The sequence below is a fragment of the Shewanella jiangmenensis genome (assembly GCF_018596335.1).
Lineage (GTDB): Bacteria > Pseudomonadota > Gammaproteobacteria > Enterobacterales > Shewanellaceae > Shewanella > Shewanella jiangmenensis.
Map to the genome: position 1 here is coordinate 997,347 of NZ_JAHEPS010000001.1, position 26,237 is coordinate 1,023,583.

The 26,237-nt window shown below is 57.2% G+C and carries 21 protein-coding genes; 3 read left to right on the forward strand and 18 right to left on the reverse strand.

Annotated features, from left to right (window positions below):
• Positions 1-324: 324 nt before the first annotated feature.
• The 14 genes from KJI95_RS04410 to KJI95_RS04470 all read right to left on the reverse strand — a co-directional run bounded on the left by KJI95_RS04410 (position 325) and on the right by KJI95_RS04470 (position 13,295).
• A protein-coding gene (locus KJI95_RS04410) for an IS3 family transposase (RefSeq protein WP_214506194.1) occupies positions 325-1,514 on the reverse strand; the annotation gives its coding sequence in 2 pieces (ribosomal slippage) (positions 325-1,256 and positions 1,256-1,514; 1,191 coding nt in all).
• 185 nt (positions 1,515-1,699) lie between these two features.
• A complete protein-coding gene (locus tag KJI95_RS04415) occupies positions 1,700-2,440 on the reverse strand; it encodes a hypothetical protein (protein ID WP_214505930.1) in 741 nt (246 codons plus the stop codon).
• A gap of 337 nt (positions 2,441-2,777) precedes the next feature.
• Positions 2,778-2,987 carry a hypothetical protein gene (locus tag KJI95_RS04420; RefSeq protein ID WP_214505931.1) on the reverse strand — a complete coding sequence of 70 codons (210 nt, stop codon included), beginning with the start codon at positions 2,985-2,987 and terminating at the stop codon, positions 2,778-2,780.
• A gap of 12 nt (positions 2,988-2,999) precedes the next feature.
• Positions 3,000-3,131 (reverse strand): hypothetical protein, encoded by a 132-nt coding sequence (locus KJI95_RS19550; RefSeq protein WP_284730671.1) that lies wholly within the window; start codon positions 3,129-3,131, stop codon positions 3,000-3,002.
• 412 nt (positions 3,132-3,543) lie between these two features.
• A complete protein-coding gene (cspE, locus tag KJI95_RS04425; protein ID WP_214505932.1) occupies positions 3,544-3,756 on the reverse strand; it encodes a transcription antiterminator/RNA stability regulator CspE in 213 nt (70 codons plus the stop codon).
• Between the two features lie 498 nt (positions 3,757-4,254).
• Positions 4,255-5,445, reverse strand: coding sequence for a class I SAM-dependent methyltransferase (locus KJI95_RS04430; protein ID WP_214505933.1), 1,191 nt, complete (start codon positions 5,443-5,445; stop codon positions 4,255-4,257).
• 258 nt (positions 5,446-5,703) lie between these two features.
• Positions 5,704-6,813: an endonuclease/exonuclease/phosphatase family protein gene (locus KJI95_RS04435; RefSeq protein ID WP_214505934.1), complete on the reverse strand. Its 1,110-nt coding sequence runs from the start codon at positions 6,811-6,813 to the stop codon at positions 5,704-5,706.
• A gap of 171 nt (positions 6,814-6,984) precedes the next feature.
• Positions 6,985-8,055: an alpha-hydroxy acid oxidase gene (locus KJI95_RS04440; protein ID WP_214505935.1), complete on the reverse strand. Its 1,071-nt coding sequence runs from the start codon at positions 8,053-8,055 to the stop codon at positions 6,985-6,987.
• 30 nt (positions 8,056-8,085) lie between these two features.
• Entirely contained in the window at positions 8,086-9,423 is a 1,338-nt protein-coding gene (locus tag KJI95_RS04445) for a tetratricopeptide repeat protein (protein ID WP_214505936.1), read from the reverse strand.
• Positions 9,424-9,632: 209 nt separating this feature from the next.
• Positions 9,633-10,328, reverse strand: a complete 696-nt coding sequence (locus tag KJI95_RS04450; RefSeq protein WP_214505937.1) for a TonB family protein — start codon at positions 10,326-10,328, stop codon at positions 9,633-9,635.
• Between the two features lie 5 nt (positions 10,329-10,333).
• The gene (locus KJI95_RS04455; RefSeq protein ID WP_214505938.1) at positions 10,334-10,744 is read right to left on the reverse strand and encodes an ExbD/TolR family protein; all 411 of its coding nucleotides are present in this window, start codon (positions 10,742-10,744) and stop codon (positions 10,334-10,336) included.
• Entirely contained in the window at positions 10,716-11,105 is a 390-nt protein-coding gene (locus KJI95_RS04460; protein ID WP_214505939.1) for a MotA/TolQ/ExbB proton channel family protein, read from the reverse strand. Before KJI95_RS04460 ends, KJI95_RS04455 begins: the two co-directional genes overlap by 29 nt.
• On the reverse strand, positions 11,102-12,478 hold the full coding sequence (locus KJI95_RS04465; protein ID WP_214505940.1) for a MotA/TolQ/ExbB proton channel family protein: 1,377 nt from the start codon (positions 12,476-12,478) through the stop codon (positions 11,102-11,104). Before KJI95_RS04465 ends, KJI95_RS04460 begins: the two co-directional genes overlap by 4 nt.
• Positions 12,471-13,295, reverse strand: coding sequence for a DUF3450 family protein (locus KJI95_RS04470; RefSeq protein WP_214505941.1), 825 nt, complete (start codon positions 13,293-13,295; stop codon positions 12,471-12,473). The genes KJI95_RS04465 and KJI95_RS04470 overlap by 8 nt, the downstream gene beginning before the upstream one ends.
• 148 nt (positions 13,296-13,443) lie before the next feature.
• Between KJI95_RS04470 and KJI95_RS04475 the strand changes: the two genes are divergently transcribed.
• Both KJI95_RS04475 and KJI95_RS04480 read left to right on the forward strand, forming a co-directional pair.
• Positions 13,444-15,663 (forward strand): TonB-dependent receptor, encoded by a 2,220-nt coding sequence (locus KJI95_RS04475; RefSeq protein ID WP_214505942.1) that lies wholly within the window; start codon positions 13,444-13,446, stop codon positions 15,661-15,663.
• 64 nt (positions 15,664-15,727) lie between these two features.
• Complete coding sequence (locus tag KJI95_RS04480; protein WP_214505943.1) at positions 15,728-16,402, forward strand: Fe2+-dependent dioxygenase; 675 nt, start codon at positions 15,728-15,730, stop codon at positions 16,400-16,402.
• Between the two features lie 66 nt (positions 16,403-16,468).
• Here KJI95_RS04480 and KJI95_RS04485 read toward each other — a convergent pair whose 3' ends face one another.
• Positions 16,469-17,146: a nitroreductase family protein gene (locus KJI95_RS04485; protein WP_214505944.1), complete on the reverse strand. Its 678-nt coding sequence runs from the start codon at positions 17,144-17,146 to the stop codon at positions 16,469-16,471.
• A 166-nt stretch (positions 17,147-17,312) separates the two neighbouring features.
• Here KJI95_RS04485 and KJI95_RS04490 point away from each other — a divergent pair, with 166 nt between their 5' ends.
• On the forward strand, positions 17,313-18,986 hold the full coding sequence (locus tag KJI95_RS04490) for a sensor domain-containing diguanylate cyclase (protein ID WP_214505945.1): 1,674 nt from the start codon (positions 17,313-17,315) through the stop codon (positions 18,984-18,986).
• 57 nt (positions 18,987-19,043) lie between these two features.
• Here KJI95_RS04490 and mrcB read toward each other — a convergent pair whose 3' ends face one another.
• The 3 genes from mrcB to KJI95_RS04505 all read right to left on the reverse strand — a co-directional run bounded on the left by mrcB (position 19,044) and on the right by KJI95_RS04505 (position 26,185).
• Positions 19,044-21,374 carry a penicillin-binding protein 1B gene (gene mrcB / locus KJI95_RS04495; protein WP_214505946.1) on the reverse strand — a complete coding sequence of 777 codons (2,331 nt, stop codon included), beginning with the start codon at positions 21,372-21,374 and terminating at the stop codon, positions 19,044-19,046.
• Positions 21,375-21,386: 12 nt separating this feature from the next.
• A complete protein-coding gene (gene hrpB, locus KJI95_RS04500) occupies positions 21,387-23,894 on the reverse strand; it encodes an ATP-dependent helicase HrpB (protein ID WP_214505947.1) in 2,508 nt (835 codons plus the stop codon).
• An 89-nt stretch (positions 23,895-23,983) separates the two neighbouring features.
• Positions 23,984-26,185, reverse strand: coding sequence for a putative bifunctional diguanylate cyclase/phosphodiesterase (locus tag KJI95_RS04505; protein WP_214505948.1), 2,202 nt, complete (start codon positions 26,183-26,185; stop codon positions 23,984-23,986).
• Positions 26,186-26,237: the final 52 nt, after the last annotated feature.

The following is a 26,237-nucleotide window of genomic DNA, read 5'->3' on the forward strand; positions in this document are numbered from 1 at the left end:
AATAGTGAGGACAGGCATAACACTTAGCTCGCAGATTGCACCTGAACTGCCTCCGCGTGGCGGGCCAGAGGCCCTTCGGCTCAAGCTAAGCGATAGAAACTTTTCTATCGCTTGCCTTGCAGGCTCGTTTTCGCCCTTTCCCCAAGTGGGGATTGGGCGAGTGTCGCGCAGCGACATGTTCACGAGCGAGAGCCATAGATGGGGGAAAGAGTGAGGACAGCCACAACACTTATGCTAAAGGATACACCCTCCCCATCGAAGCGGCCGAGGGTGTTGCTGAAAATGGCGTAGCGAGGCATGGGCGAGTGTCGCGAAGTGTAGTGGTCAAGTAAAACTGGCCACGGGTTTATAGTTAAGCCAGTATCTTCTCTCTGACTCATTTGGGTTCAAGCCACCGTTGTAATGATGTGGTCTGATGTTGCTGTAATACGCCAGGATATATTGGGTGATTGCCAGCTTGGCCTCGGTAAAATTCCGATAACCGATTTCCGGTATCCATTCCGTTTTTAAACTCCTGAAAAATCGCTCCATAGGGCTGTTATCCCAGCAATTTCCTCTGCGACTCAGGCTCTGGGTTATCTGGTAACGCCACAGCAATTGTCGGAAACTTCGGCTGGTGTAGTGACTCCCTTGGTCACTGTGGAACAACACGCCTTTAGGCCTGCCACGTTGCTCAAATGCCATGCTCAAGGCCTGCTTGGTTAACTCACTGTCCGGTGAGTGCGACAGCGCCCAACCCACTGGTTTGCGCGCAAATAAATCCAGCACCACAGCCAAATAAACCCAGCGAGTGCCTGTCCAAACATACGTCACATCGCCGCACCACACCTGATTGGGCGCAACCACGTCAAATTGGCGGTCCAACCGATTCGGGATGTCTACATGTTCTTGATTGGCTTTCTTATAAGCATGCTTTGGTTGTTGGCAACTGACCAATTCCAGCTTTTTCATTAACCGACCCGCACGGTAACGGCTTAATGCAAAACCCCGAGCGGTCGCGATGTCGGCTATGGTTCTGGCCCCAGCAGAGCCATTGCTCTCTCGGTGGATTTGTCGGATTGCACTGTGCAAATACACCGTCTCTGGGCATATCTGCGACTCCTGACTTAACCAATACCTGTAGCTGCTGCGCTGGACACCAAACACCTCGCACAGCCAGGCGACCGGGTATCTTGCCCGGTGGCTCTTGTTGAGTTTCTCAATCAGCGAGAAGTGTTCATGGAGTCCGACATCAACAGAGCGGTAGCCTTTTTTAGAACTTCCTTTTCTAATTCAAGCCGTTCTATGCGCTTCTTCAGTTCACGGATTTCAATCTGCTCAGGTGTCATTGGCATAGCCTTGGGGGACTGGCCAGAGCGTTCTTCGCGCAGCTGACTTACCCACTTGCCAATAGTGGAATACCCCACGCCCATTGCCTGAGCAGCCTCTTTTTGGGAGTAGCCTTGGTCAAGCACTAACTGAGCCGTTTCCAACCGGAACTCAGGGCTAAAATTCGGACCTTTTTTCTTTGCCATTTCGTCACCTAATGCTGCTATGGTTGCAATCATAACAGCTCTAATCAGGTGGCCAAATTCACTATGCCACTACACCCACAACACTCATGCAGAGGGATAGAGCAAAGAGTGGAGACAGCCGCAGCGATTGGCGGCTGATTCAAGATTGGTTACACCCTCACTACGGCTCTGGGAGCGTCCGGTTTTTACCAGAATTTCCACCAGGGTTTGCTTGGTTTGGTTATGGCCGCATCCGTTTGATGCTGTGAGATTGCGGGCGGTGGTGCTTTATCGGCATTGTCGGCAGCACTTGTCGTATCAGGGCCTTTAGCATCCGGGCTTTGTGCCCAGCCGAAGCTATCTATGCCTTTTACACCCATATCCAGCGCCGAGGCGTTTCGAGCTCTGAGACGATCAAGATAGGGATTACGATAGAGTTCGACCAGACTGACCGGGGGCAAACTGCTGTCATAAAAAGCGAGCTCGGCCATTGCATCGAATGAGTCTCTGCTACGGCTAAAACCCTTGGCGAATGTGGCAGCTTCTACATCCGGGTCATTCAGAAACAGAACTTCGATGGGATGGAGAGACAGATACGGATACGGCATATCCTGAAGATCTGCGACTGCCTTTTCCCAATATTGTTCACCCAGCTTTTCATCGCCGCAAAATTCAATGACTAAGGATTTACTGGCAAACAGATTGGCCTGTGCACGCTCTTTGGTTGTGCAGGGCGCCATGTAATTTAAAACAAATGGCGATTCGTCATCATCTACGCAGTGATATTGATTGGCTATCAGATCCGATGCTTCAAAGCAAAAATACCAGATAACCGGAATTTGGTTGCCTGCGGTAGACAGCACCTCGTAGGCCTCGCCCCGTTCAAGTATTTCAACGATATCAGAGCTGTGAATAACAGAGTTTATCAGGTATGCGTTATTAGCCATGGATTACTCAATGTAAGGGAGAATAACCGAACGACACCCGTTAAAATACGTGTTGGACGAGGCAGTCGGTTTTAAACGTAAGGGATTACAACAATTGCGGATGGGAATATGCACTGTCGATTTAGGTAACAGGAATGAGTCGCGAAAAATAGTACAGATGCCGACTTAGAATGTCTATCAGTACAGCCACATAGACTGAACGAAAAACGGAGTGGGTCTGGCTGGCGGAGCTGGAACAGCTTAGGGCTGGGTAACGAGGGACTTAAACAAAGAAATTGCCCGCAAGGTCATTCGAAATTGCGGACAATCTGAACCACTACAACTGAATTTTGGGTACTTATTTTTGCCTGCTATTGAAAAATCGCTCGGCGCTGGCGAACAGCTGATCGCACTGCTTTTGCTGCGCTGCATATTCAGCACTGTCTTCTGCCAGGGTATCCAAAACCGCTTTGGCGCTTTGATACTCACCGACCATATGTTCAAACTTTGAGTCAAAATTATCCTGACGGGCTTTTTTACCGACTTTACCCTTAGATGGCTTACGCATGGCACTCTCCTGTTAAAGTTCCAGCTTTTTCTGCTGCTCTCTGGCTATCAGAATGTCTTCGATTCTTTTTCTGACCTGATGACTATTAACAGGCTTTTTCGAATTATCACTCAGTGGCTTGCTTCCAGGCTTTTTAACGCTCATGACGTACTTCCTTTTCTGATTGAAATTCAAACACTCTCCAGATGAACTAAAGAGAGATAGCCGTTATACCGGAACCAGTAGACTCGTTAATCTTGATGGATTATTGAGGTGTGAGCTGTGATGAATAGCATACTCTGCCGAGCAATCACGGAGCAGATACTGTCGCTCCTGACGCTAAACAAACAGATACTGAATAAACAGATACTGAATAAACAGACACTAAATAAACAGAAACTAAAAACTGACACTAAAAAATTGGTACTAACGATTTGATAATAGCGATTTGATGCTATCAGCGGTATAGATAAAGCATGATGGTGGTACCTGCACGGCTGGCTTATGGCGCAGCATTGCAAGTACCCAAACAGTGCAGGTGCCTACTGCTGTGCAGCTGGCACCTGAAAACAAGCAGTTACAGCAGAGTGACGTTTGCGGCCTGTGGGCCTTTGTTGCCCTGCTCTACGTTAAACTGTACTTGTTGGCCTTCGGCTAAGGTTTTGAAACCGTCGATGGCAATTGCTCTGAAGTGAACAAAAACATCGGCGCCGCCATTATCTGGGGAGATAAAGCCAAAGCCTTTAGTATCGTTGAACCATTTTACTGAACCAGTAGTTTTAATAGACATAAATATCTCGAATAAATAAAAATTGAAGCTACTAAATTGGAAATGAAGAAAAAGGAATCGCAGGATAATTATGACAAACTGATTCAGTTTGAAACTGAGAAAATCTTGAACTAAATATATCAATAGTAACTGTGCTCTTTGAGCTGCGACAACTATACACTTTATGAGCAGAATAGATAGTTATTTCTCATTTTATTTTCTCACTTTGCAAATTTACCTCGAAAAATCAAACGTAAAAAATGGCATTAAAACTCATTAAATCAGACGGCTGCAGACAAAATTGAGGTTTTTAAAACAGCCATAATGAGTTTGCTCAAACTCCCCGCCTCGGCAAAGGTGTTGGCAATGTATTTCTCAGCAGAGATAAGCTGGCGAATGGTCGCAGCCTATTCTTCGGCCCAAAAGAAAAGCCTGCTCATCAAGAGCAGGCTTTTGGTTAGGTGCTATGAGTTACCAAATCGAGTTACCAAATCGAGTTACCAAACCGGATTAGCCGGATTACCAAACCCGGGCAACCAATCCCTTGAGGTAGAAGCCTTCCGGGAAGGCGGCGCCAATAGGGTGATCTGAGGCTTGGCTCAGGCGCTCGATAAACTGGGCATCGCGGCCTGCATCCAGCGCGGCGTCAGCGACGATTTTCTGAAACAGATCTGCAGGCATCAGGCCGGAGCAGGAGAAGGTCAGCAGAATGCCGCCGGGCTTAAGCAGCTGCATGGCAATCATATTGATGTCCTTGTAGCCACGGCAGGCGCCATTGAGCTGGGCCTTGTTGTCGGCAAACTTCGGCGGGTCGAGCACTATCACATCGAAGGTTTTGCCTTCGTCGCGGTACTGACGCAACAGCTTGAATACATCGGCTTCGCTGTAGGTCACATGGTCGTCGTTAAGGCCATTGATGGCCATGTTATGGCGGGCGGTGTCGAGCGCGAGCGTGGATACATCCACGTTTTCGATGCTGGCGGCACCGGCCTTGGCGGCATAAAGACCAAAGGTGCCTGTGTAGCAGAAGCAGTTGAGCACCGACTTGCCCGCCACGAAACGGGCGGCCATGGCGCGATTGTCGCGCTGATCAAGATAAAAGCCGGTCTTGTGGCCCTTTTCCACATCAACGGCAATCTTGATGCCGTTTTCTTCAATAATCAGTGGCATGGCAGGCAGCTCGCCATGGAGCAAACCTGTCACCAGCGGCAGGCCTTCTTTCTTGCGGGAGTCCACATCGGAGCGCTCATAGATGGCGCACTCGGGGAACTGCTCAGCCAGCACAGAAACTAACGTCTCACGCCAGTAATCGGCACCGGCCGACAGCAGCTGGCACACCAGCACATTGGCGTAGCGGTCGATGGTGATGCCGGGCAGGCCGTCAGACTCAGCGCCCACCAAGCGGTAACCTGTGAGGCCCTTTTCACCGATAAGCTCATCGCGGCCAGCCTGGGCGCGGGCAATACGGCGGGCGAAAAAGTCGCGATCGATGGCTTCTTCTTTATCGAACGTCCACACCCGCACCTGAATTTGTGAGGCTTCGGACCAGGCACCGCGGCCAAGCCAGCGGCCATCGTGGGCGACCACATCCACGGTTTCGCCGCTCAACGGCTTCCCCTTGATGTTGTGAATGCCGCTGGAGAACACCCAGGGGTGACGACGGTCGAGGGACTTTTCACGTCCCGGCTTGAGTTTGATACGAATGCTCATGAAGATGTCTCGATAACGCCCAAAAGGCGTGTTTCAGATTGGCAGCGGCCCCGATTATCAAAGTAATCAAAGTACCAAAGTAATCAAAGTTGCCAAAGCTCAAGTTGCCAACGCTAAAGTTGCCAACGCTGCCGCTGCCGTGATTGGGCGCTATTTTACCCTGCCTGCGTCACCCTGTTAAGGCGACCTTGGCAGGCATTGCCTTAAAAACGCAAAAGCCGATGGTTAAGACCGCCGGTGTGGCGCTTGCGCTCAGCGCTACAGCAGCTCAATCCCGGCCACCAGGGCCGCATGATCCGAGCTTTCACTGTCGCGCTCATACACAGGGCGTCGAAGGTGCTCATCGAATACCGAGAAGTGGCACACCCGGCCACGGGCAGGGGCGAGCGCGCCATCAAAGTCCTGACTTAACAGGATATGGTCGAGCAAAATCCCCCGCGAGCCCAGATAATGGGTCGGGCGGCGAAGGTGTGTCACCGGCTCCTGCGGCGCCTCTTCGCTGCCCGGCATACCAGTCTCGCTGCCGACAAAAGCGCTGTCCAGCGCCAGCCCCTCCATAAACAGCATTGAGGCATCTTTCAGGCCAAAATGATCCACCCGGCGGCGAAACGCCTCATCAGACATGGCGCCAAAGCCCGCAGCCATCCGGTCGCTACCATGAATGGCCCCGGCGCCGAGCCAGAAACCGCGAAATTCGGCCGCATCCATACCGCCATTAAAATCGCCCATGACCACAAACGGGTTGGCGCTTTCATCGCGACGCGTAAGCAGCGCATGATACAGCAGCATGGCCTCAAAACCCCGGCGGGCACTGCTGGCAAAACTGCCAAGGGCGCGGTGGGCCAACAGCCGTGGCAGCGCCGTCATTGAGCCAAGTGCCTCAGGGTCAAACAGCGGCCGCGGCGATTTGAAATGCAGCACATAGATATCGAGCGCGCCCCAGTCAGCAAGTTCTATCGTTGCCCTGAGCACCTTGCGGCCAAAGCGAAAATCGGCGGCAAGCCCCATGGCGGCAACGGCCTCGGGGCAAGGCTCGACCGCAGTTACCTCAGCAATCGGCAGGCGGCTGGCAATGGCCACCACAGGCGCGTGATACACAAAATCTTCGCCTTTGGGGCTGTCGACCACGGCAAAATGCACATAACCCTGCTCTGCCATCAAGTGCTTAAGTTCATCGACGCTGAACACCTCCTGAAAGCCAATAATATCGGCCTCAAGGGATGTTACGCAGTGGCGCAGCCAGTTGCACTTTTTCTGCCACTGGGCATTGGTGTAGATGCGATCAAACTCGTAGGCAGCCGAGGGCGGCGCCAAAAAGTTAAACAGGTTCAGGGTGGCGATATCCACCCGGGCAAGCTTGTTTGTCAAGGCTTGTTGATTGTCCCCGACCGGCGTGGCTGCCGGGCCCGACGCTAAGCTCGCTGCGGGTTCTTCGGCGGATTTGGCTTTTATCGCTTTGGGCAAGCGGGTTTCCAGACTGGTTTTTGATAAGGCTAAGCCTAGCGTCAGCGGCCTTTGAGGGCAATATCGATGCTGTTGCTACTTGCCCCACAAACAATCGCGGTTCAGTTCTTTTAGGCTGCTTGCGCCAAGCAGTGCCATTACCATGGCAAGCTCATCTTTCAGGATTTTAAGCATGCGCGCCACCCCGAGGGCGCCGTCCAGCGCCAGCGCCTGCATGAGCGGGCGGCCAAGCAGCACGCAATCGGCGCCAAGGCACACAGCCTTGGCGATATCGCTGCCACGGCGAATGCCGCCATCGAGCATCACTGTCATCTCAGGCCCCACTGCGGCGCGCACCGCACTCAAACACTCTATCGTGGCCGGCACGCCATCGAGCACCCGTCCACCGTGGTTTGAGACGATAATGCCATCGACGCCAACGGCCTTGGCAAGCGCTGCATCCGCTGGCGACAAAATCCCTTTAAGAATAATGGGCAATGAGCTTTCGCTTCGCAGCGCCTCGATGCTGCGCCAATCCGGCGCACAGGCAAGCAGCCCATCGAGGGTCGTGGGCGCAGGTTGCATGCCCTCAAGCTCCACCGCGCTCACATTTGCCGGAAGTGAAAAGCCTGTGCGCAGCTCAGACAGCCGAAGCCCGGTCACGGGCGCATCCACAGTCACCACCAAGGCACTGAAACCACAGTCTTCGGCGCGCCGGATCAAGCTTAAGCTGTCCTGCCAGCGCGGCTGCAAATACAGCTGAAACCACAGCGGCGGCCGCTTAGCGGGCAGCGCTGCGCCGCAGGCAGCGCGCGCCACCTCGGCCATAGGACAACTGCTGAGGGTGGAAAGCACAAATCCTAAATCCTGCGCCATCGCCGCCGCTGCCGACGCAAGCTCACCATCGGGATGAGCAAGACACTGCAGCGCGAGCGGCGCAAGCATAATCGGCGCCGCCAGCGGCTCATTAAAGAGCGTCAGCGAGCAATCCACTTTGGCTGCACGCAGCACCCTTGGCAGCAGCTTAAACTCATCAAATGCCGCCTGATTGCGCTGAAAACTTAAGCCGTCACCGGCAACGCCAGCCACATACTGCCACAGGGCGTCATTCATCCGGCTGCGGCTTTGCAGCTCGAGTCCCGCAAGGGATAAAAACGAATTGGTCACTTAATTACTGCCCGTAAAACCAAGTGCGCCTCAGCGGCGCGCCGACAGCCGCTCGAGCTGCTCAAGGTTATCTTTAAGGTCGCGCCGCGCCGGATTATCTTTCAATGCCTGCGCCAGTAACTCAGAGGCGCGGCGCCAATCCGCGCCCTTAATGGCAAGCTGGGCGTGGCCCAGAAGTGCCCGCTCCCGCACCGCTTTAATTGCCGCAGCGCGCACATAATAAAGCTCGGCACGGGCGCTTTCGCCCTTGGCCGAGTGCAGCTGGGCCAGCGCCAGCAGCACACTGCCATTTTGCGGCGCGCCGGACAGCGCCTCAGTAAGCCAGCGCTCGGCTTTGGCACCATCGCCCCGCGCCGAGGCTATCGCTCCTTTAAAGCCAAGATAGCGGGCACGATTGGCAGCGCTTAAGCCTGGCGGCTCTTGCTTAAGCGCCCGCTCGGCGCCATCCAGATGCCCTTCGGCCAGAAGATAATCGATGGCGGATGCCGCGTCGCCAAAGTCAGCACCGGCAGTAAGCGCGCGGCCAATCAAAGTGCCGCCCCGCTCCATACTGCCCTGACGCAGATGAATGCGACCGGCCAGCATCAGGTTATCGGCGCGCTTTTCACCCAGAGCGATGGCGCGCTCAAAGCTTGCCAGCGCGCTCGCCTCTTCGCCGGATTGCAGCGCAAGCTGGGCGCGCATCAGCCACAAGGCGGCATCGTCACTGCGCTCGCCCAGCATCTCATCCACCAGCGCCCTTGCCGAAGGGTAGTGCTGCGCCTGCATCAGCGCATGCAGCAGCCCTTCCTGCCACTGGCGCGAAGCGGGCTCAAGCAGCAGCGCCTGCTGATAACCTGCCACGGCGCCAAAGGGCGAGCCATCCTTTAGATTCATATAGGCGAGCTGCCCAAAAAGCTGCGCATCCTGCGCCCCGAGTGAAAGCGCCGCTATCAGATGGCGGCGGGCATCTTTGGTGTTGCCGGCCTTCAAATAGCCAAGCGCCGCCGCGCGATGGGCGCGCATCATGCCGGGCTGAGCCTTAAGCGCAGCTTCAAGCACAGTCGCCGCCTCGCCATAACGTTCAAGGGCAAGCAGCACCTGGCCTTCAACCAACAGCAGCGCTGCGCTGCGGCCATCGCGGCTGCCACTGAGAAGGCTGGCGGCGCGGCCAAAATCGCGCTTTTCAAGCAAGGGTTTAAGCTCATCGGCAAGCCCCTGCTCAGCAGGCTTAAGCCGTGGTTCGGCCGCTGGGGCAACATCGTTACTGAAGCTCACCGACGGCGGCGTTAGACTCAGGCTAACCTGCTTATCCATGTGGGCTGCCAGAGCACTCATATCCGCAGCGGCAAAGGCCGGGGCTGAGCTCAAGGCAAGCGTCGCAGTCATTGCAAGTGTCGCTGTCTGTGCAAGTGCCGCTGTCAGTGTGACGGCTACGGCCTGCAAGCTCAGCCCGCGCCGCCCACTCATCCTCTTGTTTTCCAATATCTTTTGTCTGTTTTTCATGACGTTCTTTCTGCTTTCATGATGATTTGTCTGCTTTCATGATGTTGTTCGGCCTGGATGACTTTCTGCCTGGAAATTTTCCGGTGTGCAGCTCATGACTTTTTGAATTCAACCGGCCAGATAAACCTTGCCTTCACCGCCACACCGCCGCGAGTAGGCGGGCTGAATCGGGAGCCGCGCAGCAACTTGTTGATGGCATCGTCAAGCTCGGGATGGGGATTATCGGCAATGGCCACCAGTGTGGGTTTGCCGCTTTCATCGATAAACACATCGAGGCGCACCACGGCGCGCTCGACGCCCTTGCGCGCGAGCGCCGCAGGAAACGCGGTTTTAACCTGGGTCAGCAGGCTTGGCAGCCCATCGAGCTCATCAAGGCCAAAGGCCTGCCAGTCAACACTGAGGTCGGCCTCAAAATTGTCGGTAATCTTAAGCACCGGCTCGGGCGCGCGGATATTGAGCGGCGCAGGCGTTGGCACCTCAAGGGAAAGCTCCATGGCCGCGCCCGCGCCTTCAACTGCAACTGCTATCGGTGTTTCTGGCATCTGCGCCTGCATAGATGCCGGTGGCGGCGGAGGAGGCAGCGACACGGTTGTCACCTCCCGCACCATCAACTTTGGCGCGGTGGTGAGCGCACTTTGCTGGCCCAGCCACAGCAGCGCGAGCGCAGCGCCAAGCACGGCGGCGGCAATCAGACTGGCGTAAAAATGATGTCGCCCGGCTTTTACCGAAGCTTTTACCCGGCTTTTCTCAGGCATTGCGGGGCTTGGCCCCATGCTGCTTTGTGTCATGGCAATCAACCCTGGGGCAAGGTGGCGATGCTGACGCTCGCGGCGCCGGCCAGCTTGGCTTCATCCAGCACCTGGACCAAAAGCTCGGTAGACACCAGCTTGTCGGCCTGTATAACCACGGCGCGTGGCTGCTGTTTCATCAGCTGCGCCACAGTGCCCTGCACGCCGCTGACGCCGATATTGGCGCCGTCGTACATCACCTCGCCGCCCGCGGTAATCGCCAGCAGCACCAGATTGCGCTCAAGCTTGGCCGCCGACAGCGCCTGGGGCTTGTCCACCTCGACCCCGGTTTCTTTGACAAACACTGTGGTGACGATAAAAAAGATCAGCAGAATAAACACCACATCCAGCAGCGGTGACAGGTCGATATGCTGCTGATGTTGCTGCTCAAGCCGCTGCTGAAGATTGGCGCGCATTGGCCTGCTCCCGTTCAAGGTTAAGACTGAGGCGCTTTAAATAACCAAGCAGCAGCCAGGCAGGCAGCGCCAGCATCAGCCCAAGCTGGGTGGTCCAGAGCGCATCGGCAATGCCGGCGGCCATGCCGCCTTCAAGCCCTTCGCCCCGCGCCATGGCGGCAAAGCTGTCGAGCAGCCCCATGATGGTGCCCAAAAGCCCCAGCAGCGGCAGCGCCGCCACCGCCTTGCCAAGGGCCTCACACCAGCCCTTGTCGCATCCATCCAGCCCGGTTTGCAGCCGAAGGATCAGAAACGCGATCCGCTGATAAATCCCAAGCCCAAGCAATAACAGACACCAGACCAACAGGTTATCGAAACTCATGCGAGGGCCTCCCTTGGCTGAGCAGCCGCTTCAAAGGGGTTTTTGCCGGGTTGCTGACCTGGCGTTTCTGGGTCGCTGCCATGCCGTGACAACTGAGCCGCCATTGGTGGCTGCTCAAGCTGACTTAAATGAATGGCGCACTGCTCCAGCTGGCCGTAATAGGTTTTCACCCGCCGCGCCAGCAGCGCATGCACCAGGAGCGCCGGAATCGCGACGATGAGCCCAAGCTCAGTGGTCACCAGCGCCTCGGAAATACCGCCGGACACAGCCTGAGGGTCCCCCGCGCCAAAGAGCGTCATCAGTTTGAAGGTTTCAATCATGCCGCTCACAGTGCCAAGCAGCCCCAAAAGTGGCGACACGGCGGCCGTGATGGCGATGGCACCGAGGAAATATTCCAGCGTCTGCTTATGACCAAGCAAAGCGGCAAACAGCTTGTCGTCGCGCTCTCGGCCATGCTTTGAGTGAAGGCAGATGTCCATCAGCTCGCGCTGCATCCCAGCAATGCCCGCCACGGCGCGGCGCTCATGGGCAAGCCGCTCGGCAAGCAGCGGCTGCACCACAGGAAGCCGGTAAAGCTGCCAGGCTTTGAAGAGGGCAATCAGCAGCGCAAACACGCCAAAGGCCAGAATGGGCAAGGCCCACAGGCCACCTTTTTGCACATGCTCAGGCAGGGATTCGCGCTCGGCCGCGCGTGCCAGCGCCCGCTCGAGGGTCGGGTCAAACCAGACTGAGCCGGGCTTTCCGTCAAACAATGCCTGCAGGCCATCGGCTTCAACCTCGACACCGGCGCGAGGGCCGCTGTCGCTCTGCGCTGCAAATCCGGCGCCGTCGCTGCCTAGGTACCAGCTCACAGGCCCAAGGGTCAGCACGGGCAAGGTCACCACCTTGCCATCGGCCATGGCAACGGGCTGATCGCGCCAGCCGGCGGCGTGTGGCAACTCATTTGCCAGCAGCGCCGACAGCGCGCCAAGTTCAGGCTCTGCCTGTCCGGCAAGGGCCGTGCCTGCCACAAAACGCGCCAATGCCGCGCGCTGAAAATCGGCCTGCTGCTGCCACTCGCGGCCACGTTGCTTGAGGGATTCAAGACTCATGGCACTTTCATCGGCGGCGCGGCGCACCGCAGATGCCTGCTGTCTAAGCTCCAACAGCTCGGCCTCGGCGGCGGCGAGGCGGCGGCTTAACTGCTGCCGCTCGGCAAGCTGCGCCTGCTCAAGCTGCTCGAGCTTCGCCTTGCTGGCGCGCACTTCTGCGGTAAATTCATCGGCCTTAGCAGAAGACTGCGCCAGCATCAGGGCGCCAATCATGCCAAAGGCAAAGGCGAGTGGAGCGAGCCTCATAAAACGGGATTGATGGCGCAAGGCACTGTTACTCATTTGCAGACTCCGCAGATACAAGGGGCTCAGACGCTGATACCGGATGCTTGGGTTCAGGCGCCGGATGCTTTGGAAGTGGCGACAGCGCCACCCTGACCAGCGCCGCTTCGCGCTCACGGGCCGCCATGGCAAAAATCCGTCCAAGCTCGGCGGCGCCGGGCTCAGCAACCTGCTGCCACTGCCATACACCGTCCACCGCGCGGCCTTCCATCACCTGACTGCCATCCAATGTCAGATACCAGCCCTGCCCCGCGCCCAGATACAGCTGACGCACCAGCAGCGGCTCGCCGCCCGGGGTGATGATTTCTTCTTCAAAGGTGGCGATGCGGCCATTGAATTCACGCAGTTTGCCAAATGCCGTCAGCAGTGCGTCGAGGCGCTGATTGTTATCGCCGGCAAGCTTTGCGTCATCCAGCAGGGTTTGCCACTGACGAGCCAGTGGCGGCGGCAACATAGGCAGCAGAGCCCGGGCACGGGCAAGTTCGGTATCAAGCCAGCTGCGCATTTGGGTCTGGCGTGCTTCGGCGTCCAGCTGGGCGCGCTGCAGCGCGAGCCGCTCGGTCTCGGCTTCGCTGCCCTCCTGTCGCTGCTCACCAAGCAAAGCTTCGAGGGCGTTCTTTTCGGCGGCCAAAAGCTCGAGCCGCTGCTGCAGCAAGGGTTTGCTTTCCTGCCATTCAAGCTGAAGTGCCGAGCGTTGCCGCTCGAGGCTGAGCCAGTCGGACATGCTGCGGTCGAGCCCATTCACTTCGGACGCCGCTTGCCCTTGTATTGCGATACCCAGCGCAGTGAGCGCGAGGAAGATTTTAGTTAAGCGCATATTTCTCAATCACTTATCAGGATTTACGTGACGACGATCAACATTATGTTGCAGATGATAATTATTTTCATTACGATCCGCAACCTCGTTTAAGCCTGAGTTAATAAATCAACTTTCCCCGTGAAGGGAACCACTGGAGAAATGCACCATGAAAGCCCAACCAACCAAGGCATGCTTTGCCCGTCGTCCACTCGCCAAGGCCATAGTGCTGGGTCTGACGGCGATGGGATTATCGGTACAGGCCGCCGAGGCGGTAAAAGAACTGCAGCTGACCGAAGTGAAAGATGAAAAGCAGCAGGAGTACAAAAAAGACAAGGCATCGTCGCCCAAATACACCACACCGCTGTTGGAAACCCCGCGCACCATCAATGTGATCACAGGTGATGTACTCAAAGATCAGGGCGTGACCAGCCTGAACGATGCGCTGCGCAACGTCAGCGGCGTGTCCACCTTCGGCGCCGGTGAAGGCGGTGGCGGCAACATCACCACCAACGACAAGATCACCATCCGTGGCTTCAGCGCCAACAACGATATTTATGTCGACGGCATCCGCGATATCGCTGGCTATTCCCGCGATATGTTCAACTACGAGCAGCTGGAAGTGACCAAGGGCGCCGGCAGCAGCATCAGCGGCAAAGGCTCGGCGGGCGGCACCATCAACCTGGTGACCAAGCGCGCCAAAGACGATGAATTTAGCGTGATGGAAGCGAGTTACGACGAGGCCGAGCGCCTGCGTCTTACCCTGGATGGCAACACCCAGCTTGGCAGTGTCGGCAATGGCCGGATTAACCTGATGTTCACCGAGGGCGGCGACACTTTGGGCAACGACATCGAAAACTACCGCACCTTGGGTGTGGCACCGTCTGCCAACTTCAAACTGGCCGAGCGCACCAGCCTTGGGCTGGATCTGTTTTACATGGAGCAGGACAACAACCCGCTGCTGGGCCTGCCCTGGGTGAATGAAGATGCCGCCGCCCAGCTCAATCGTCCGGTTGGCCCTATCGACAGCCAATACTGGAGCAACTACTACGGCGTGGCCGCCCGCGACTTTGAAAAGGTCGATACCCTGATGGCAACCCTGGTGTTTGATCATGAATTCAGTGATTCGGTGCGCCTGATTGGCCAAACCCGCTTTGCAGAAAACGACAAGCAGTCCACCCTCGCCCGCCCTATCTTCAAAAACAGCCGCGATCCCAAAACCGGCGTGCGCAGTTATGAAGATTTGATTGATCTCACCTTTACCCAGAATATCGACCAGACCAGCAAGCTGGCGCTGACCCAGTGGGATCTGCAAAGCAACTTCAGCACCGGTGCCATTGGCCATCAGCTGGTCACCGGCGTTGAGCTGTACCAAGAGTCATTGGAAAAGCAGCTCCTGTCAGACAAGCGGGTACTGGATACCCCGTATGTCCCCCTTGATAAACCCGCGCCGCATCAAAGCTTCACCGGTCAGGTAGAAATCATCGGCAAGCCGACAGAAGTCACCGGCAAGGGCGCAGCCATTTATGCCCTCGATACCTTAAGCCTTGGCGAGCACTGGCAAATCGATGGCGGCGTTCGCGTTGAAAACTACAGCGCTGAGGGCTCGACCTACCTCTCAGGAAACGTACTCAAGGAAGGGGTGAAGGCCGACGACAACTTCTTCAGCTGGAACCTCGGCGTGTCGTATCAGCCAAACGCCTACAGCAACTACTATGTGGCCGTGGCCAACGCTCAGGATCCGGCTGGCGGCAATCTGGTATTCAGCGGCCGCACCGACAGCCAGCTTGAGCAGTACAACAGCCTCAAGCCGCAGGAGTCGACCAACTATGAAGTCGGCGCCAAGTGGGATTTGCTTGAGCGTCGCCTGCAACTGACCAGCGCGGCGTTCCTCACCCGCAAAACCGTGACCGACACCAACGATAAGGGCGATGTGTTCCTTGGCGGCGAGCAGGAAGCAAAAGGGATTGAACTTAATCTCAGTGGCGCCCTGAGTGACGATTTGAATCTGATCGGCGGCTACACCTGGCAGGAAACCGAAGTCACCAAGGATTTCAGCCTCGACACCACAGGCAACGGCCTGACCGCCGCCCCTGAGCACAGCGCCAGCGTCTGGCTGACCTACGACATCGACGCCCTAACCCTGGGCAGCGGCGTGCAGTACAACTCAGGCAATATCTTCTGGCGTCAGAACCGCGCCTTCTTTGAAGCGGACTCGGTTTACCTGCTGAGCCTGATGGCCTCCTACAGCCTGAGCGACAACCTGATGCTGCAGTTCAATGCCGACAATCTCACCGATGAAGAATATGTCAGCGACTACAGTGCCCGCGGTCACTTCCGCCCGGGTGCCGGCCGCAACCTCAAGCTGGGCGTACGTTACGCATTCTAAGGGTAGTAACGGCAGTTAATTTTTCGGGGCACCGCTGTGCCCCTTTACCTTTTTTGGAGCCAAGATGCTGGTCAGGATCCCCGCCGTACTCTCACCCGCGCAGGTACAGGAATGTCGCGCCCTGCTGGAAGCCGCCGACTGGCAGGATGGCAAGCTCACCGCCGGTCATCAGGCGGTGCAGTGCAAACACAATCTGCAGCTGCCGCCGGATGGCGAGCTTTCGCGCCAGCTGGGGGACTTTATTCTGGCGCGCCTTGGCGACAATCAGGCGTTTTTGGCCGCAACCCTGCCAAACAGGATTTTCCCGCCCATGTTCAACTGTTATCAGGCCGGCGGTACCTTTGGCGACCATGTGGACAATGCCATACGCCGGGTCGGCGGCGTGAAAATTCGCACCGACGTGTCGATGACGCTGTTCTTAAGCGATCCCGACAGTTACGACGGCGGTGAGCTGATTATTCAGGACACCTACGGCGAGCAAAAGGTTAAATTTGCCGCCGGCGACATGGTGGTGTATCCCGCCACCAGTTTGCACCGGGTCACACCGGTTACCCGGGGGCGGCGCCTTGCGGCGTTTTTCTGGCTGCAAAGCCTTGTTCGCAGCGACGAGCAGCGCCGGATGCTGTACGACCTCGACCTGGCTATTCAGGCGTTAACAATGAAAGATGCCGCCGAGCCTGAGCTGGTGCGCCTCACCGGCGTGTATCACAACCTGCTGAGGCAATGGAGTGAAACCTGAGCGGCAATACCCAAAGCAAAAGCCCGGCAGTGCCGGGCTTTTCATTCGAGAGTGTCATCACAGGGCTTAGATAAAGGAAGCTACCTGCTCGAGGGTCTTTTTCTTCAGCGCATGGTCGGGAATGGTGGCATCTTCGGCCGGATAGCCTGCCACAATCAGCATGTAAGGCCGGTCCACATCGTTGTCGCGATCGCAAATTTTGCTTAAAAAGCTCATCGGCTTGGGGGTGTGAGTCAGGGTGCCAAGCCCGGCATGGTGCAGCGCCTGAATCAAAAAGCCGGTGGCAATTCCCACAGATTCATGCACATAGTAGTTGGTTTTGTCATCCCCTTCGGCCACACCACCACGCTTTTGGCTGAACACCGCGATCAGCCAGGGGGCGGTTTCAAGGTAGGCCTTGTTGGCATTGGTGCCCAAAGGCTTTAACGCATCCAGCCATTCCTGTCCGGCGCGGCCGGCATAAAAACTTTGCTCCAGCGCCTCGGCCTCGCGGCGAATGGCGGCTTTGACCTCAGGGCTTGAGATGGCGACAAAATGCCATGGCTGATGGTTGGCACCGCTTGGCGCCGAGGCGGCAGTTAAAATGCAATGCTCTATAATTTCGCGGGGCACGGCGCGGTCGGAAAACTTGCGGATAGAGTGACGGCGGCGCAGCTCGGCCAGATTGGTTTCGGCGCGAAATCGCATTTCATCGAGTGGATATTCCACAAAATCCGTCAGCGGGTGATGTACTTCGTTGGTCATAAGAGTCCCTTCCTGGCATGGATTGTTATCGTTTGGCACCAAGTTAGCAGGAAGCCGGGCCAGATTTAAGTAAAACCTTTACCGTACATTTTTCTGATAAATATACAAATGAATGCCAACTCATTAATATAATTAACAAACTAACGGATTGCTTTAACAAGACGCAATGAAGGCACGACAAGGGATAGTCTTTATATTACTGCTGCTATGCTCTGTGCTTGCCAAGGCGCAGCCTGTCAGGGTGTCCGACTTGCCGCTCTCCCCCCTTGCCACTGAATGGATGCAGTTAAGCGAGCGCCACGGCTCCTACACCACGGCGATGGCGTATCAGGCATTTAAAGACCGTAATTTCAGCCCCCATGGTAAAGGCATTCCAAGCCTTGGGATCGGCGCGCCGCCAATTTGGCTGGCGCTGGAGCTGCTAAACGATTCAGACAGCGAACGTGAGCTGATTTTCGAACTCGCCAACGGCTGGCAGGATGACATTCGCCTGAGCCACTTTGCGGCCGATGGCAGCGAGGCGCACTGGTCAGGGGGCGATATCCACAAAAACGCCGCTGATAACCGCTTTTTTCGGGTCAACCTCAGCATTAAACCGGGTGTGAGCGTGCTGCTGCTTCGGGTCGAAGGGCCCGACCCACGGGTGCTGCCAGTTTATCTAACCTCACGGGAAAACACTGCCAAGCGTGAGCGGGCCGAAGCCTACAGCTATGGCTTTCTCTACGGTGGCATTGTTGCCTTGCTCGGTTATAACTTCCTGTTGTATTTGGGGATAGGCAGTCGAAGCTACCTGTATTACTCGGTGTTTCTGCTGACCTTTTTATGGCTTAACCTCAGCTACACCGGCCATGGCAGCGCCTGGATTTGGCCGAGCCTCGACCACTGGCGCCAATGGTCCAACCCGCTGCTGATGACCCTTTACTGCATCACGGGGCTGATGTTTGCCCTGCGCTTTTTGGGCATAGATAAATTGCGGCCACGCTTAAGCCAAATCGTGCTCGGGCTTGCGATGCTGATGATGCTGGTGCAGGCCGTCGCCTTTTACATCGACGACAGGGCGCTGGCGCTGATTGTGGCATTCGATTTGGTGTATATCTTTTCACTGCTGATGCCGCTCCTCGGCATAATGGCCTGGCATTTTGGCATGCCCATCGCCAAGCTGTTTTTGCTGGCCTCTGTGTCGACCATGATAGGCATGAGCACCACAGCACTCACCGTTGACGGGGTACTGCCTTTTAATCAATGGACCTACCGCGCCGCCGAAATTGGCATGTTTATCGATGCCATGTTGCTGGCTCTGGCGCTGGCGGCTAAGTTTCGTCAATCTGAGCAGGAGCGCACCCTCGCCAAACGACTGGCGGCAACCGACCCGCTTACCGGCGTGGATAACCGCCGCGCCTTTGGCGAGCACCTGCTGCAGAGCTGGAACCAAAGCCGCGACCTGCGCTGCCGCGCACTTATCATGATAGACATCGACAAATTCAAATCGATAAACGACAGCTACGGCCACGATGTGGGCGACAAGGTACTGACCGATATCGCCCGCAGCATTCGCTATTCCATTCGTAACCGCGACCACTGCGGCCGCTGGGGCGGGGAAGAATTTGTAGTGCTACTGCCAAACGCCACCGAGCAGGAAATCGCTGCCATCGCCGAGCGCATTCGCCAAAACATTGAGCTTTTACGTTTTCCACGACCTGCCGACAGCCTTAAGGTTACTGCCAGCGTGGGCGTGTGTGTGGATGAAGGGCTAAGCCATTATGAAGACATACTGCGGCGCGCCGACGAAGCCATGTACAGCGCCAAAGCCGCCGGCGGCAACCGCATTGTGTTTGTTTGATAATTAGGCCACCAACAACAAGCCCGGCGATTGCCGGGCTTGTTGTTAATACTGAGGTTAGTTACCCAGCAGCTGTTGCCACCAGGACAGTGGCTGGCCGCAGTTAGGCTCAGGGTTCCAGCTGCCGGCGCGGGCCGGAACCGGAATAGCACCGGCGCAGTTGCGCTCAAGCGGCGAGCCCTGGGAGTTGAAGTATCCCTGAATCACGCCATCGGGCGGCGTCATCCGCAAGCCCACCGGCGGACGCTGCTCAAGGAACGCCTGATAAATCGCCATCGCACCGCTTGCTCCCACCAGCTTGGTCTTACCGTTATCGTCGCGGCCCACCCACACGGCGGCCACGTTTCGCTCATCAAAACCGGCAAACCAGGAGTCGCGGCTGTCGTTACTGGTACCGGTTTTACCGGCGAGCGTAATGCCGGGGAAAGTGCGGCCAAGGCGCGCACCTGTGCCTTCGGCCACCACGCGGGTCATGGCGTACTGGGCAAGGTAAGCGCCGACCGGATCGATAGCCTGCTCCGATGGCAAACGGCTGGTCAGAATCGCTTCGTTGTTCATGTCCAGCACGTCGGTAACGGTATACAGCTGGCGGAAACGGCCGTTATCCGCAAGCGTCTGGTACACCTGTGCCACCATCATGGGCGAGCCATCCACGGCGCCAAGCAGCATGGACGGATAGGGATTGATGGTCTCTTCCCGCCAGCCGGCATCGCGCATGGTCTGCACCACGTTTTCAACTCCAACCGCCATGCCCAGATTCACAGTCGGGATGTTGAGCGACTTGAACATGGCGCGCATCAGCGGCTGACGGCCACTGAAGGTCTTGTCGTAGTTCAGCGGCGACCATGACTGACCATGCTTGTTGGTGATGGTCAGCGGCTCGTCCTTGAGGGACGTCATCAGGTTGTATTTCGGATCCTCAAGGGCGGTCATGTACACAAAGGGCTTCACCAGAGAACCAATCGGGCGGCGCATTTCGGTGACGCGGTTATAGCCGTCAAAGCCCGGGTTGCGATCGCTTACCAGCGCCGCAATACCGCCGCCGTATTTGTCGGTCACCACCATGGACGCCTGCAGCTCTTTCGAGTCTTTGCCGATGCGGCCCATTACATCTTTCACCGCTTTTTCAGCCGCTTCCTGGGCAATCGGGTCAAGGGTGGTATAGACCTTGATGCCAGATTCATTCAGCAGACTGTCGCCCCAGCGCAGCGCAAGCTCCTTTTTCACCTGGGCATAAAACGCCGGGATCTTCTGATGCACCGGACGATTTTCAGGCCTAAGCCCCAGCGGTGACTCGGCGGCAATCTTGAATTCATCGACGCTGATTTTGCCCGACTCCATCAGGAGGCGCAGCACCAGATCCCGCCGCTCCTGGGCTCTGTCAGGGTAGCGCCACGGGTTGTAATAGGACGGCCCCTTAATCACAGCCACCAGAAACGCCTGCTGCGCCACGGTCAGCTCAGTCAGCGGCCGGCCAAAGTAAAACTGCGACGCCAGCCCCATGCCGTGCACGCCACGGGCCTTGTCCTGCCCCATGTACACTTCGTTAAGGTACGCCTCGAGGATTTCGTCTTTGCTGTAGCGGAAGTCGATGATGATGGCCATCAGCGCTTCGCGGATTTTCCGCTCCAGAGAGCGCTCGCTGGTGAGGAAGAAGTTTTTCGCCAGCTGCTGGGTCAGGGTCGAGCCGCCCTGCACAGTGCGACCGGCACTGATGTTAATAAAGGCTGCGCGGATAATCGCAAACGGGTTCACCCCGTGGTGCTCGTAAAAGGCACGGTCTTCCACCAGCAGCAGGGCGTCCACCAGGTGCTGCGGCAACTCTTTACGCGGCACAAACAGGCGATCTTCGCCGTCACCGGCGATAATGCGGTCAAGCAGCATGGGCTCCAGGTGGAATACCGCCAGCTCGCGCTTATCGCTGCCACGGGAAACTGAGCTTACGCCCTGCTCATCAAAGCTGATAAGCACTCTGGTTGCTTCCTGGCTGCCCAAGGGATGCAAAAACGGCCGACGCCACAAATCCACTTTGGTGGCCGAGGCTGAAAACTCACCCACTTCGCGTGGGTTGGCCACCTTGCGATAACCAAGAAGCCGCAGTTCCGCCAGCAGTTGGTGATGGCTCACCGCAGCGCCGGGGTACAGCGCCATGGAGCGGCTGTAGATTTGTGCCGGCAGATGCCATTTCTGGCCTTCGAATTTTTGTGCGATTTGCTGATCAAGATAGATGGCAGCGGCGCCACACAGCACCACTACAATCAGGGCCAGTTTCCATAAAAAAGACCAGATACGCCATAAAATACCCGGCTTGCTGCGACGGGCGCGGGACTTGCTTTTGGCTTTTCCTTTGGTGCTTTGTCTCTGTGCTGAGCGGTCTTCCGTTCTCATAATCTCTCTGCCTCAGGCCTGGCCCAAGGTCTTTTTCTTGGTAAATTTGGTTGGCAAGGTGTTTGCCGGGTCGTCTGGCCACAAGTGTCTGGGATAACGGCCGCGCATTTCCTTTTTCACGTCCTGATACGGCCCCTGCCAGAAGCTCGCCAGATCGCCGGTCAACGCCAGCGGCCGCTGGGCTGGTGACAACAGCTCCATGGTGAGCTTGAGTTTGCCATCGGCCAGCAGGGGCGTATCGGCCATGCCATAGGCCTCCTGCAAGCGCACCCTGAGCATGGCGCGGCCATCGGCTTCGTAGCGAATGGGCGCGCGGGTTCCGGTCGCCATAGGGTAATGGGTCGGCAGCGCCTCGTCCAACTTTGTTCGTGCCTGCCAGTCGAGGCTGTCACGTAAAATGCGTCCAAGGTCGAGTTTTGCAAGCTGCTCGAGGCTTTTTATCTCGCCAAGGTAAGGGCCAAGCCAGCTTTCAAGGTTCTCCAAAAGCGACTCATCATCCATGGCGGGCCAGTCACCGCCGAGCAGTGTCGCGGCAAGGGTTACCCTGAGCCGCAGCTGCTCGGCCGCCTCATCAATATTAAGACTGCCAAGGCCTTTTTGGCGCAATCTTGCTATCCAGGCGCTGGCGCGAAGCTCGGCCGGCACCTGCGCCAGCGTCTGGCGCGACAGCACCAGCTGCCCCACCTGCGTCTGCCGCTCGGCCACAAAACGGCCACGGCCTTCATCAAAACCGCTCACGTCCCGCTCTGTCTTTAAAAAAGCGAGCGGCCCGTCGAACAGCCTTACATCCAAAGGTGCGCCCAGCCATAAACGACCTGCGCTGCGCCCTTCTATCTCGCCAAAATCCGCCGCCACCAGCATGGACTCGAGCGCCATGGCATCGCTTTCATCCACAGTAAGCCCGCTGCCGTTTGCCAGCACAAAGCCCTCTTTGCCCCGCGCCATGGCGATGCGATCGGGGTATGCCAGCGCCAGCAGTAGACCGCAGTCGTGGGGATGGGCTGCGCGGGCCACCGCAGCCAAATCGGCGCTGAGATTAAGCTTGCCAAGCCACTGCCGTGCCTGAGAAGCCGCCTCGCCGGACTGGGCCCACAGCAGATACTGACTGATGTCGGCGCCGCGCCGGGGCAAACCGCGCCCTTCCAGAATCGCCGCCAGCACACAGGCAAGCGGCGCCAGATTGGCATCATTCAGGCTAACGCCAAGCAGTTTCGCCTTTTGCAACATATGGGCGAGGCGGGGATGACAGCCAAGGGTATGGGCGGTGCGGCCAAGGGCGGTGAGCTTGTGCTGCTCGTCCACCAGCTCCAAATCTTTTAAAAGCGCCCAGGCGAGTTTTTCATTCACCCGTGGCGGGCAGGACAGCAATTTAAGCTCAGCAAAACTGCGGGCGCCCCAAGCGGCGGCTTCCAGCGCCAGCGTCACCAGTTCGCTGCGCAGAATTTCCGGCTCATCGGCCTTCATCTGCCGCTCAAATTCATCCTGACTCCAGAGCCGGATACAGAGCCCCGGCGCCAGTCGGCCGGCGCGGCCTGCGCGCTGAATAGCCGATGCCTGACTGATGCGTTTAAGTCCAAGCCGGGTTACGCCGCTGCGAGGGTTAAAGCTGGCCTGACGCACCAGCCCCGAATCGACCACCTGCGTCACGCCATCTATGGTCAGACTCGATTCGGCCACGTTGGTGGCGAGCACCAACTTGCGCCGCCCCTGTGCATCTTTGCCAAGCGCCAGATCCTGGGCTTTGGCATCAAGCTCGCCGTAAAGTGGACAGATGGCAAACGCCTGCTCGCTCAAACGCTCGCGCAAAAAGCCGGCCACACGCTCGATTTCGGCCTTGCCCGGCAAAAACGCAAGCACAGTACCGGGGGCAATGTCCGGCGGTAATTCGCGCTTGCCGCTGGCAAGTTCGAGCAGCACCCGCCCCATTTGCTCGAGGTAATCCGCGCCGCCGGCAGCGGCGTACTCAACAGTGACGGGATAACTACGCCCTTCGCTTCGAAGCATAGCCGCCTGCGGCATTAGCTCATGCAGCGGCAAACCACTTAAGGTTGCCGACATGGCCATGATTTTCAGGTCGTCCCTGAGCCCTGCCTGCACCTCAAGTGCCAGCGCCAGTCCAAGGTCGGTGGTTAAATGGCGTTCATGGATTTCATCGAAAATAATCAGGCCGACACCGCTAAGCTCGGGGTCGTCCTGGATCATGCGGGTCAGAATACCTTCGGTGACCACCTCAAGTCGGGTGTCTTTGGAAACCTTGCTGTCGCCGCGCACCCGATAGCCCACTTCGCCGCCAAGGGCCGAGCCGCGCTGGGATGCAATAAAGCGGGCGACGCTGCGGGCCGCCACACGTCTGGGCTCCAGCATCACTATCCGCCCCGAGATTTCGGGCCAGTCGAGCAGCGCCAGTGGCAAAGCGGTGGATTTACCGGCACCGGTTGGCGCCTCAAGAATAAGCTGGTTGTGGGTGTTCAGCGCTGACTTAAGGTCATCAAACAGGTCGCAGACGGGCAGTGAATTCAAGGCTTATCCGGCAGGAAACAAACAATGGCGGCTATTGTACTGGCTTACGCCCAAGCTTGCATCAGCAAGGCGGATTTTGGAAACGCCGCTCAGTGACCTTCGCCAAGCTGCCAGGGCGTTCGCAGGCCCGAATCCAGGGTATCGAGCGGGGTTGGCTTGCCGATGGCATAGCCCTGAGCGTAATCCACCCCGAGGGTTTTAAGGCGTGCACCTATCGCCTGTGATTCCACAAACTCGGCAATCACCTCAAAATCCATGTCGCGGCCAAGCTGACAGATGGCGTTGACAATGGCTTGATCCGATTTGTTTTCACACAGATTAACCACGAACTGGCCGTCGATTTTGACAAAATCCACATCCAATAATTTAAGGTAGGCAAAGCTTGAAAAGCCGGAGCCGAAGTCATCCAGCGCCAGTTTGCACCCCAGCGGCCGCAGCAGCTCAATCAGGGCCTGCGCCTGATCAAGCTGGCTCACCGCGGCGGTTTCGGTGATTTCAACACAGAGCTTATCCACCAGCTCAGGCTCGGCCATCAGCCGCAGCTCAAGCCAGCTCATAAATTCCGCATCACCGAGGGAGGTGGCCGACAGATTAACCGACACCATATCAAGCTCGCGCCAGATGTGAATATGGGCGCTGCCCCAGCGCAGCAGGTTATCCACCACCCAGCGATCGACCCGCGAGGCGAGATTGTAGCGCTCAGCCGCCGGCAGGAAGATTGCCGGGGAAAGGGTCTGGCCGCCGGGGCGCTCAAGGCGCAGCAGAATTTCCATGTGCAGCCCGATTTCGTTGCGCTCAAGCGGCTCAATAAGCTGATAGTAAAGCTGAAATTCGTTCTGCTGCAGCGCCTCTATGATGTCCACCGACGCGGTCATCTCGCTGTAGAAGCGGTTCATTTTCGGGTCGTTCGAGGTGTAAATTTGCCAGCCATTGCGGCCCTGATCCTTGGCGACACGGCAGGCGGCATCGGCGCGGCTCATCACCGCATAGATGTCGCTGACACCGGGCTCCAGCGGTGCAACCCCCATGGAAACCGATACGCTGTGGCGCCGGTGCTCCCAGCAAAACTCGTGTTCAAACAATTGGGTACAAATGCGCTGGGCGATGATTTTGGCGGTCTCTTCGTTGCAGTGGTGCATCAAAATAGCAAACTCATCACCGCCGAGGCGGGCGACCGTATCACCCTTACGAACCAGCTGTTTGAGCCGCAGCGCCACCTCGCACAGCAGTTTGTCGCCGGCCTGATGCCCGCTGACGTTATTGACCACCTGAAACTGATCCAAATCCAGAAACGCCACACAGATGGGGCTTTCCTGCACCTGCGCCATCTCTTTTGCCAGTAAGTCTTCAAAGTGCGAGCGATTGGGCAGCCCGGTGAGGGCATCGAAATTGGCATGGAATGACAGCTCATCGGCAAGGCGATGGCGCTCACTCACGTCTTCCACCAGCATCAGCACATTACCGGCTGCGTCTGCCATCGGGCTGAAACTGAGCCTGAGCCACTGCTGCACCATCATGGCGCCCTTGAGCGGAATCTCACACCACGCCTGATGCAGTATGCCGTCGCGCACAATTTGCAGGGTATCAAGCAGCATGGAGCCATCTTCCGGCCTGACCAGCGCCAGCAGATCCTGACCATCGGACAAGGGCAGATTTTGCCTTGCCACCGAATTGAGCAGCTTAACCCGATTGCGCGGGTCCACCAGCCCGCAGGCGAGCGGCAGCTGATTAAAGAGCTGCTGATGTTTGCGCTCACTTTGCAGCAGCGAGCGGGTGACGCGGGCCAGCTCCTTCACCGCAGCCACCAGCAAGGACGCGTTGGTCAGCGCGTCTATCGATTCATCGTTCCACTCACGAATGCCGGCGCAGTGCATGGCACCGAGCACAATCTGACTTTCGCCAAGCCTGACCGGCGGCAACACCAGCAGACTTTTAACGCCCCGCGCCAGCAGGAATTGCCGCTCGGCGTCGGTGTCAGGTCCAAGCGCAGCGACATCGGGAAGATTGATAAGCTGTGGTCTGCGGATAAGGTGCCTGAACCAGGCCATTTGCAACAGCGGCCAGCGACGTGGATCGCCCGCGCCGCCAAATTCAGGATTCAAATAGACATTACGCAGCCGCACACCGCCCTGACTGCCCGGCTGCGACAGCATAAACACCCCGTCACAGCCAAGTTCAGTGGCAATCAGCTGCAGGGTGCGGTCGATATTTTGCTCAAGGGTTGCCAGCGGAACCTGAGTAAAGTTCGCGGCAAGTGCCCGATGCAGCGTATTCGACTTCGGCAGCGACATATACCTCATCCCTTGGTAATGGCATGACTTGCATTCAACCTAGAGTATAGGC

Coding starts and splice junctions, on each gene's coding strand:
- KJI95_RS04465 (WP_214505940.1), bottom strand. CDS start 12,478: ATGAGTAACAGTGCCTTGCGCCATCAATCCCGTTTTATGAGGCTCGCT.
- KJI95_RS04490 (WP_214505945.1), top strand. CDS start 17,313: ATGAAGGCACGACAAGGGATAGTCTTTATATTACTGCTGCTATGCTCT.
- KJI95_RS04480 (WP_214505943.1), top strand. CDS start 15,728: ATGCTGGTCAGGATCCCCGCCGTACTCTCACCCGCGCAGGTACAGGAA.
- KJI95_RS04430 (WP_214505933.1), bottom strand. CDS start 5,445: ATGAGCATTCGTATCAAACTCAAGCCGGGACGTGAAAAGTCCCTCGAC.
- KJI95_RS04445 (WP_214505936.1), bottom strand. CDS start 9,423: ATGACTGCGACGCTTGCCTTGAGCTCAGCCCCGGCCTTTGCCGCTGCG.
- KJI95_RS04505 (WP_214505948.1), bottom strand. CDS start 26,185: ATGTCGCTGCCGAAGTCGAATACGCTGCATCGGGCACTTGCCGCGAAC.
- mrcB (WP_214505946.1), bottom strand. CDS start 21,374: ATGAGAACGGAAGACCGCTCAGCACAGAGACAAAGCACCAAAGGAAAA.
- KJI95_RS04475 (WP_214505942.1), top strand. CDS start 13,444: ATGAAAGCCCAACCAACCAAGGCATGCTTTGCCCGTCGTCCACTCGCC.
- cspE (WP_214505932.1), bottom strand. CDS start 3,756: ATGTCTATTAAAACTACTGGTTCAGTAAAATGGTTCAACGATACTAAA.
- KJI95_RS04415 (WP_214505930.1), bottom strand. CDS start 2,440: ATGGCTAATAACGCATACCTGATAAACTCTGTTATTCACAGCTCTGAT.
- KJI95_RS04460 (WP_214505939.1), bottom strand. CDS start 11,105: ATGAGTTTCGATAACCTGTTGGTCTGGTGTCTGTTATTGCTTGGGCTT.
- KJI95_RS04420 (WP_214505931.1), bottom strand. CDS start 2,987: ATGCGTAAGCCATCTAAGGGTAAAGTCGGTAAAAAAGCCCGTCAGGAT.
- KJI95_RS04470 (WP_214505941.1), bottom strand. CDS start 13,295: ATGCGCTTAACTAAAATCTTCCTCGCGCTCACTGCGCTGGGTATCGCA.
- KJI95_RS04455 (WP_214505938.1), bottom strand. CDS start 10,744: ATGCGCGCCAATCTTCAGCAGCGGCTTGAGCAGCAACATCAGCAGCAT.
- KJI95_RS19550 (WP_284730671.1), bottom strand. CDS start 3,131: ATGAGCGTTAAAAAGCCTGGAAGCAAGCCACTGAGTGATAATTCGAAA.
- KJI95_RS04485 (WP_214505944.1), bottom strand. CDS start 17,146: ATGACCAACGAAGTACATCACCCGCTGACGGATTTTGTGGAATATCCA.
- KJI95_RS04450 (WP_214505937.1), bottom strand. CDS start 10,328: ATGACACAAAGCAGCATGGGGCCAAGCCCCGCAATGCCTGAGAAAAGC.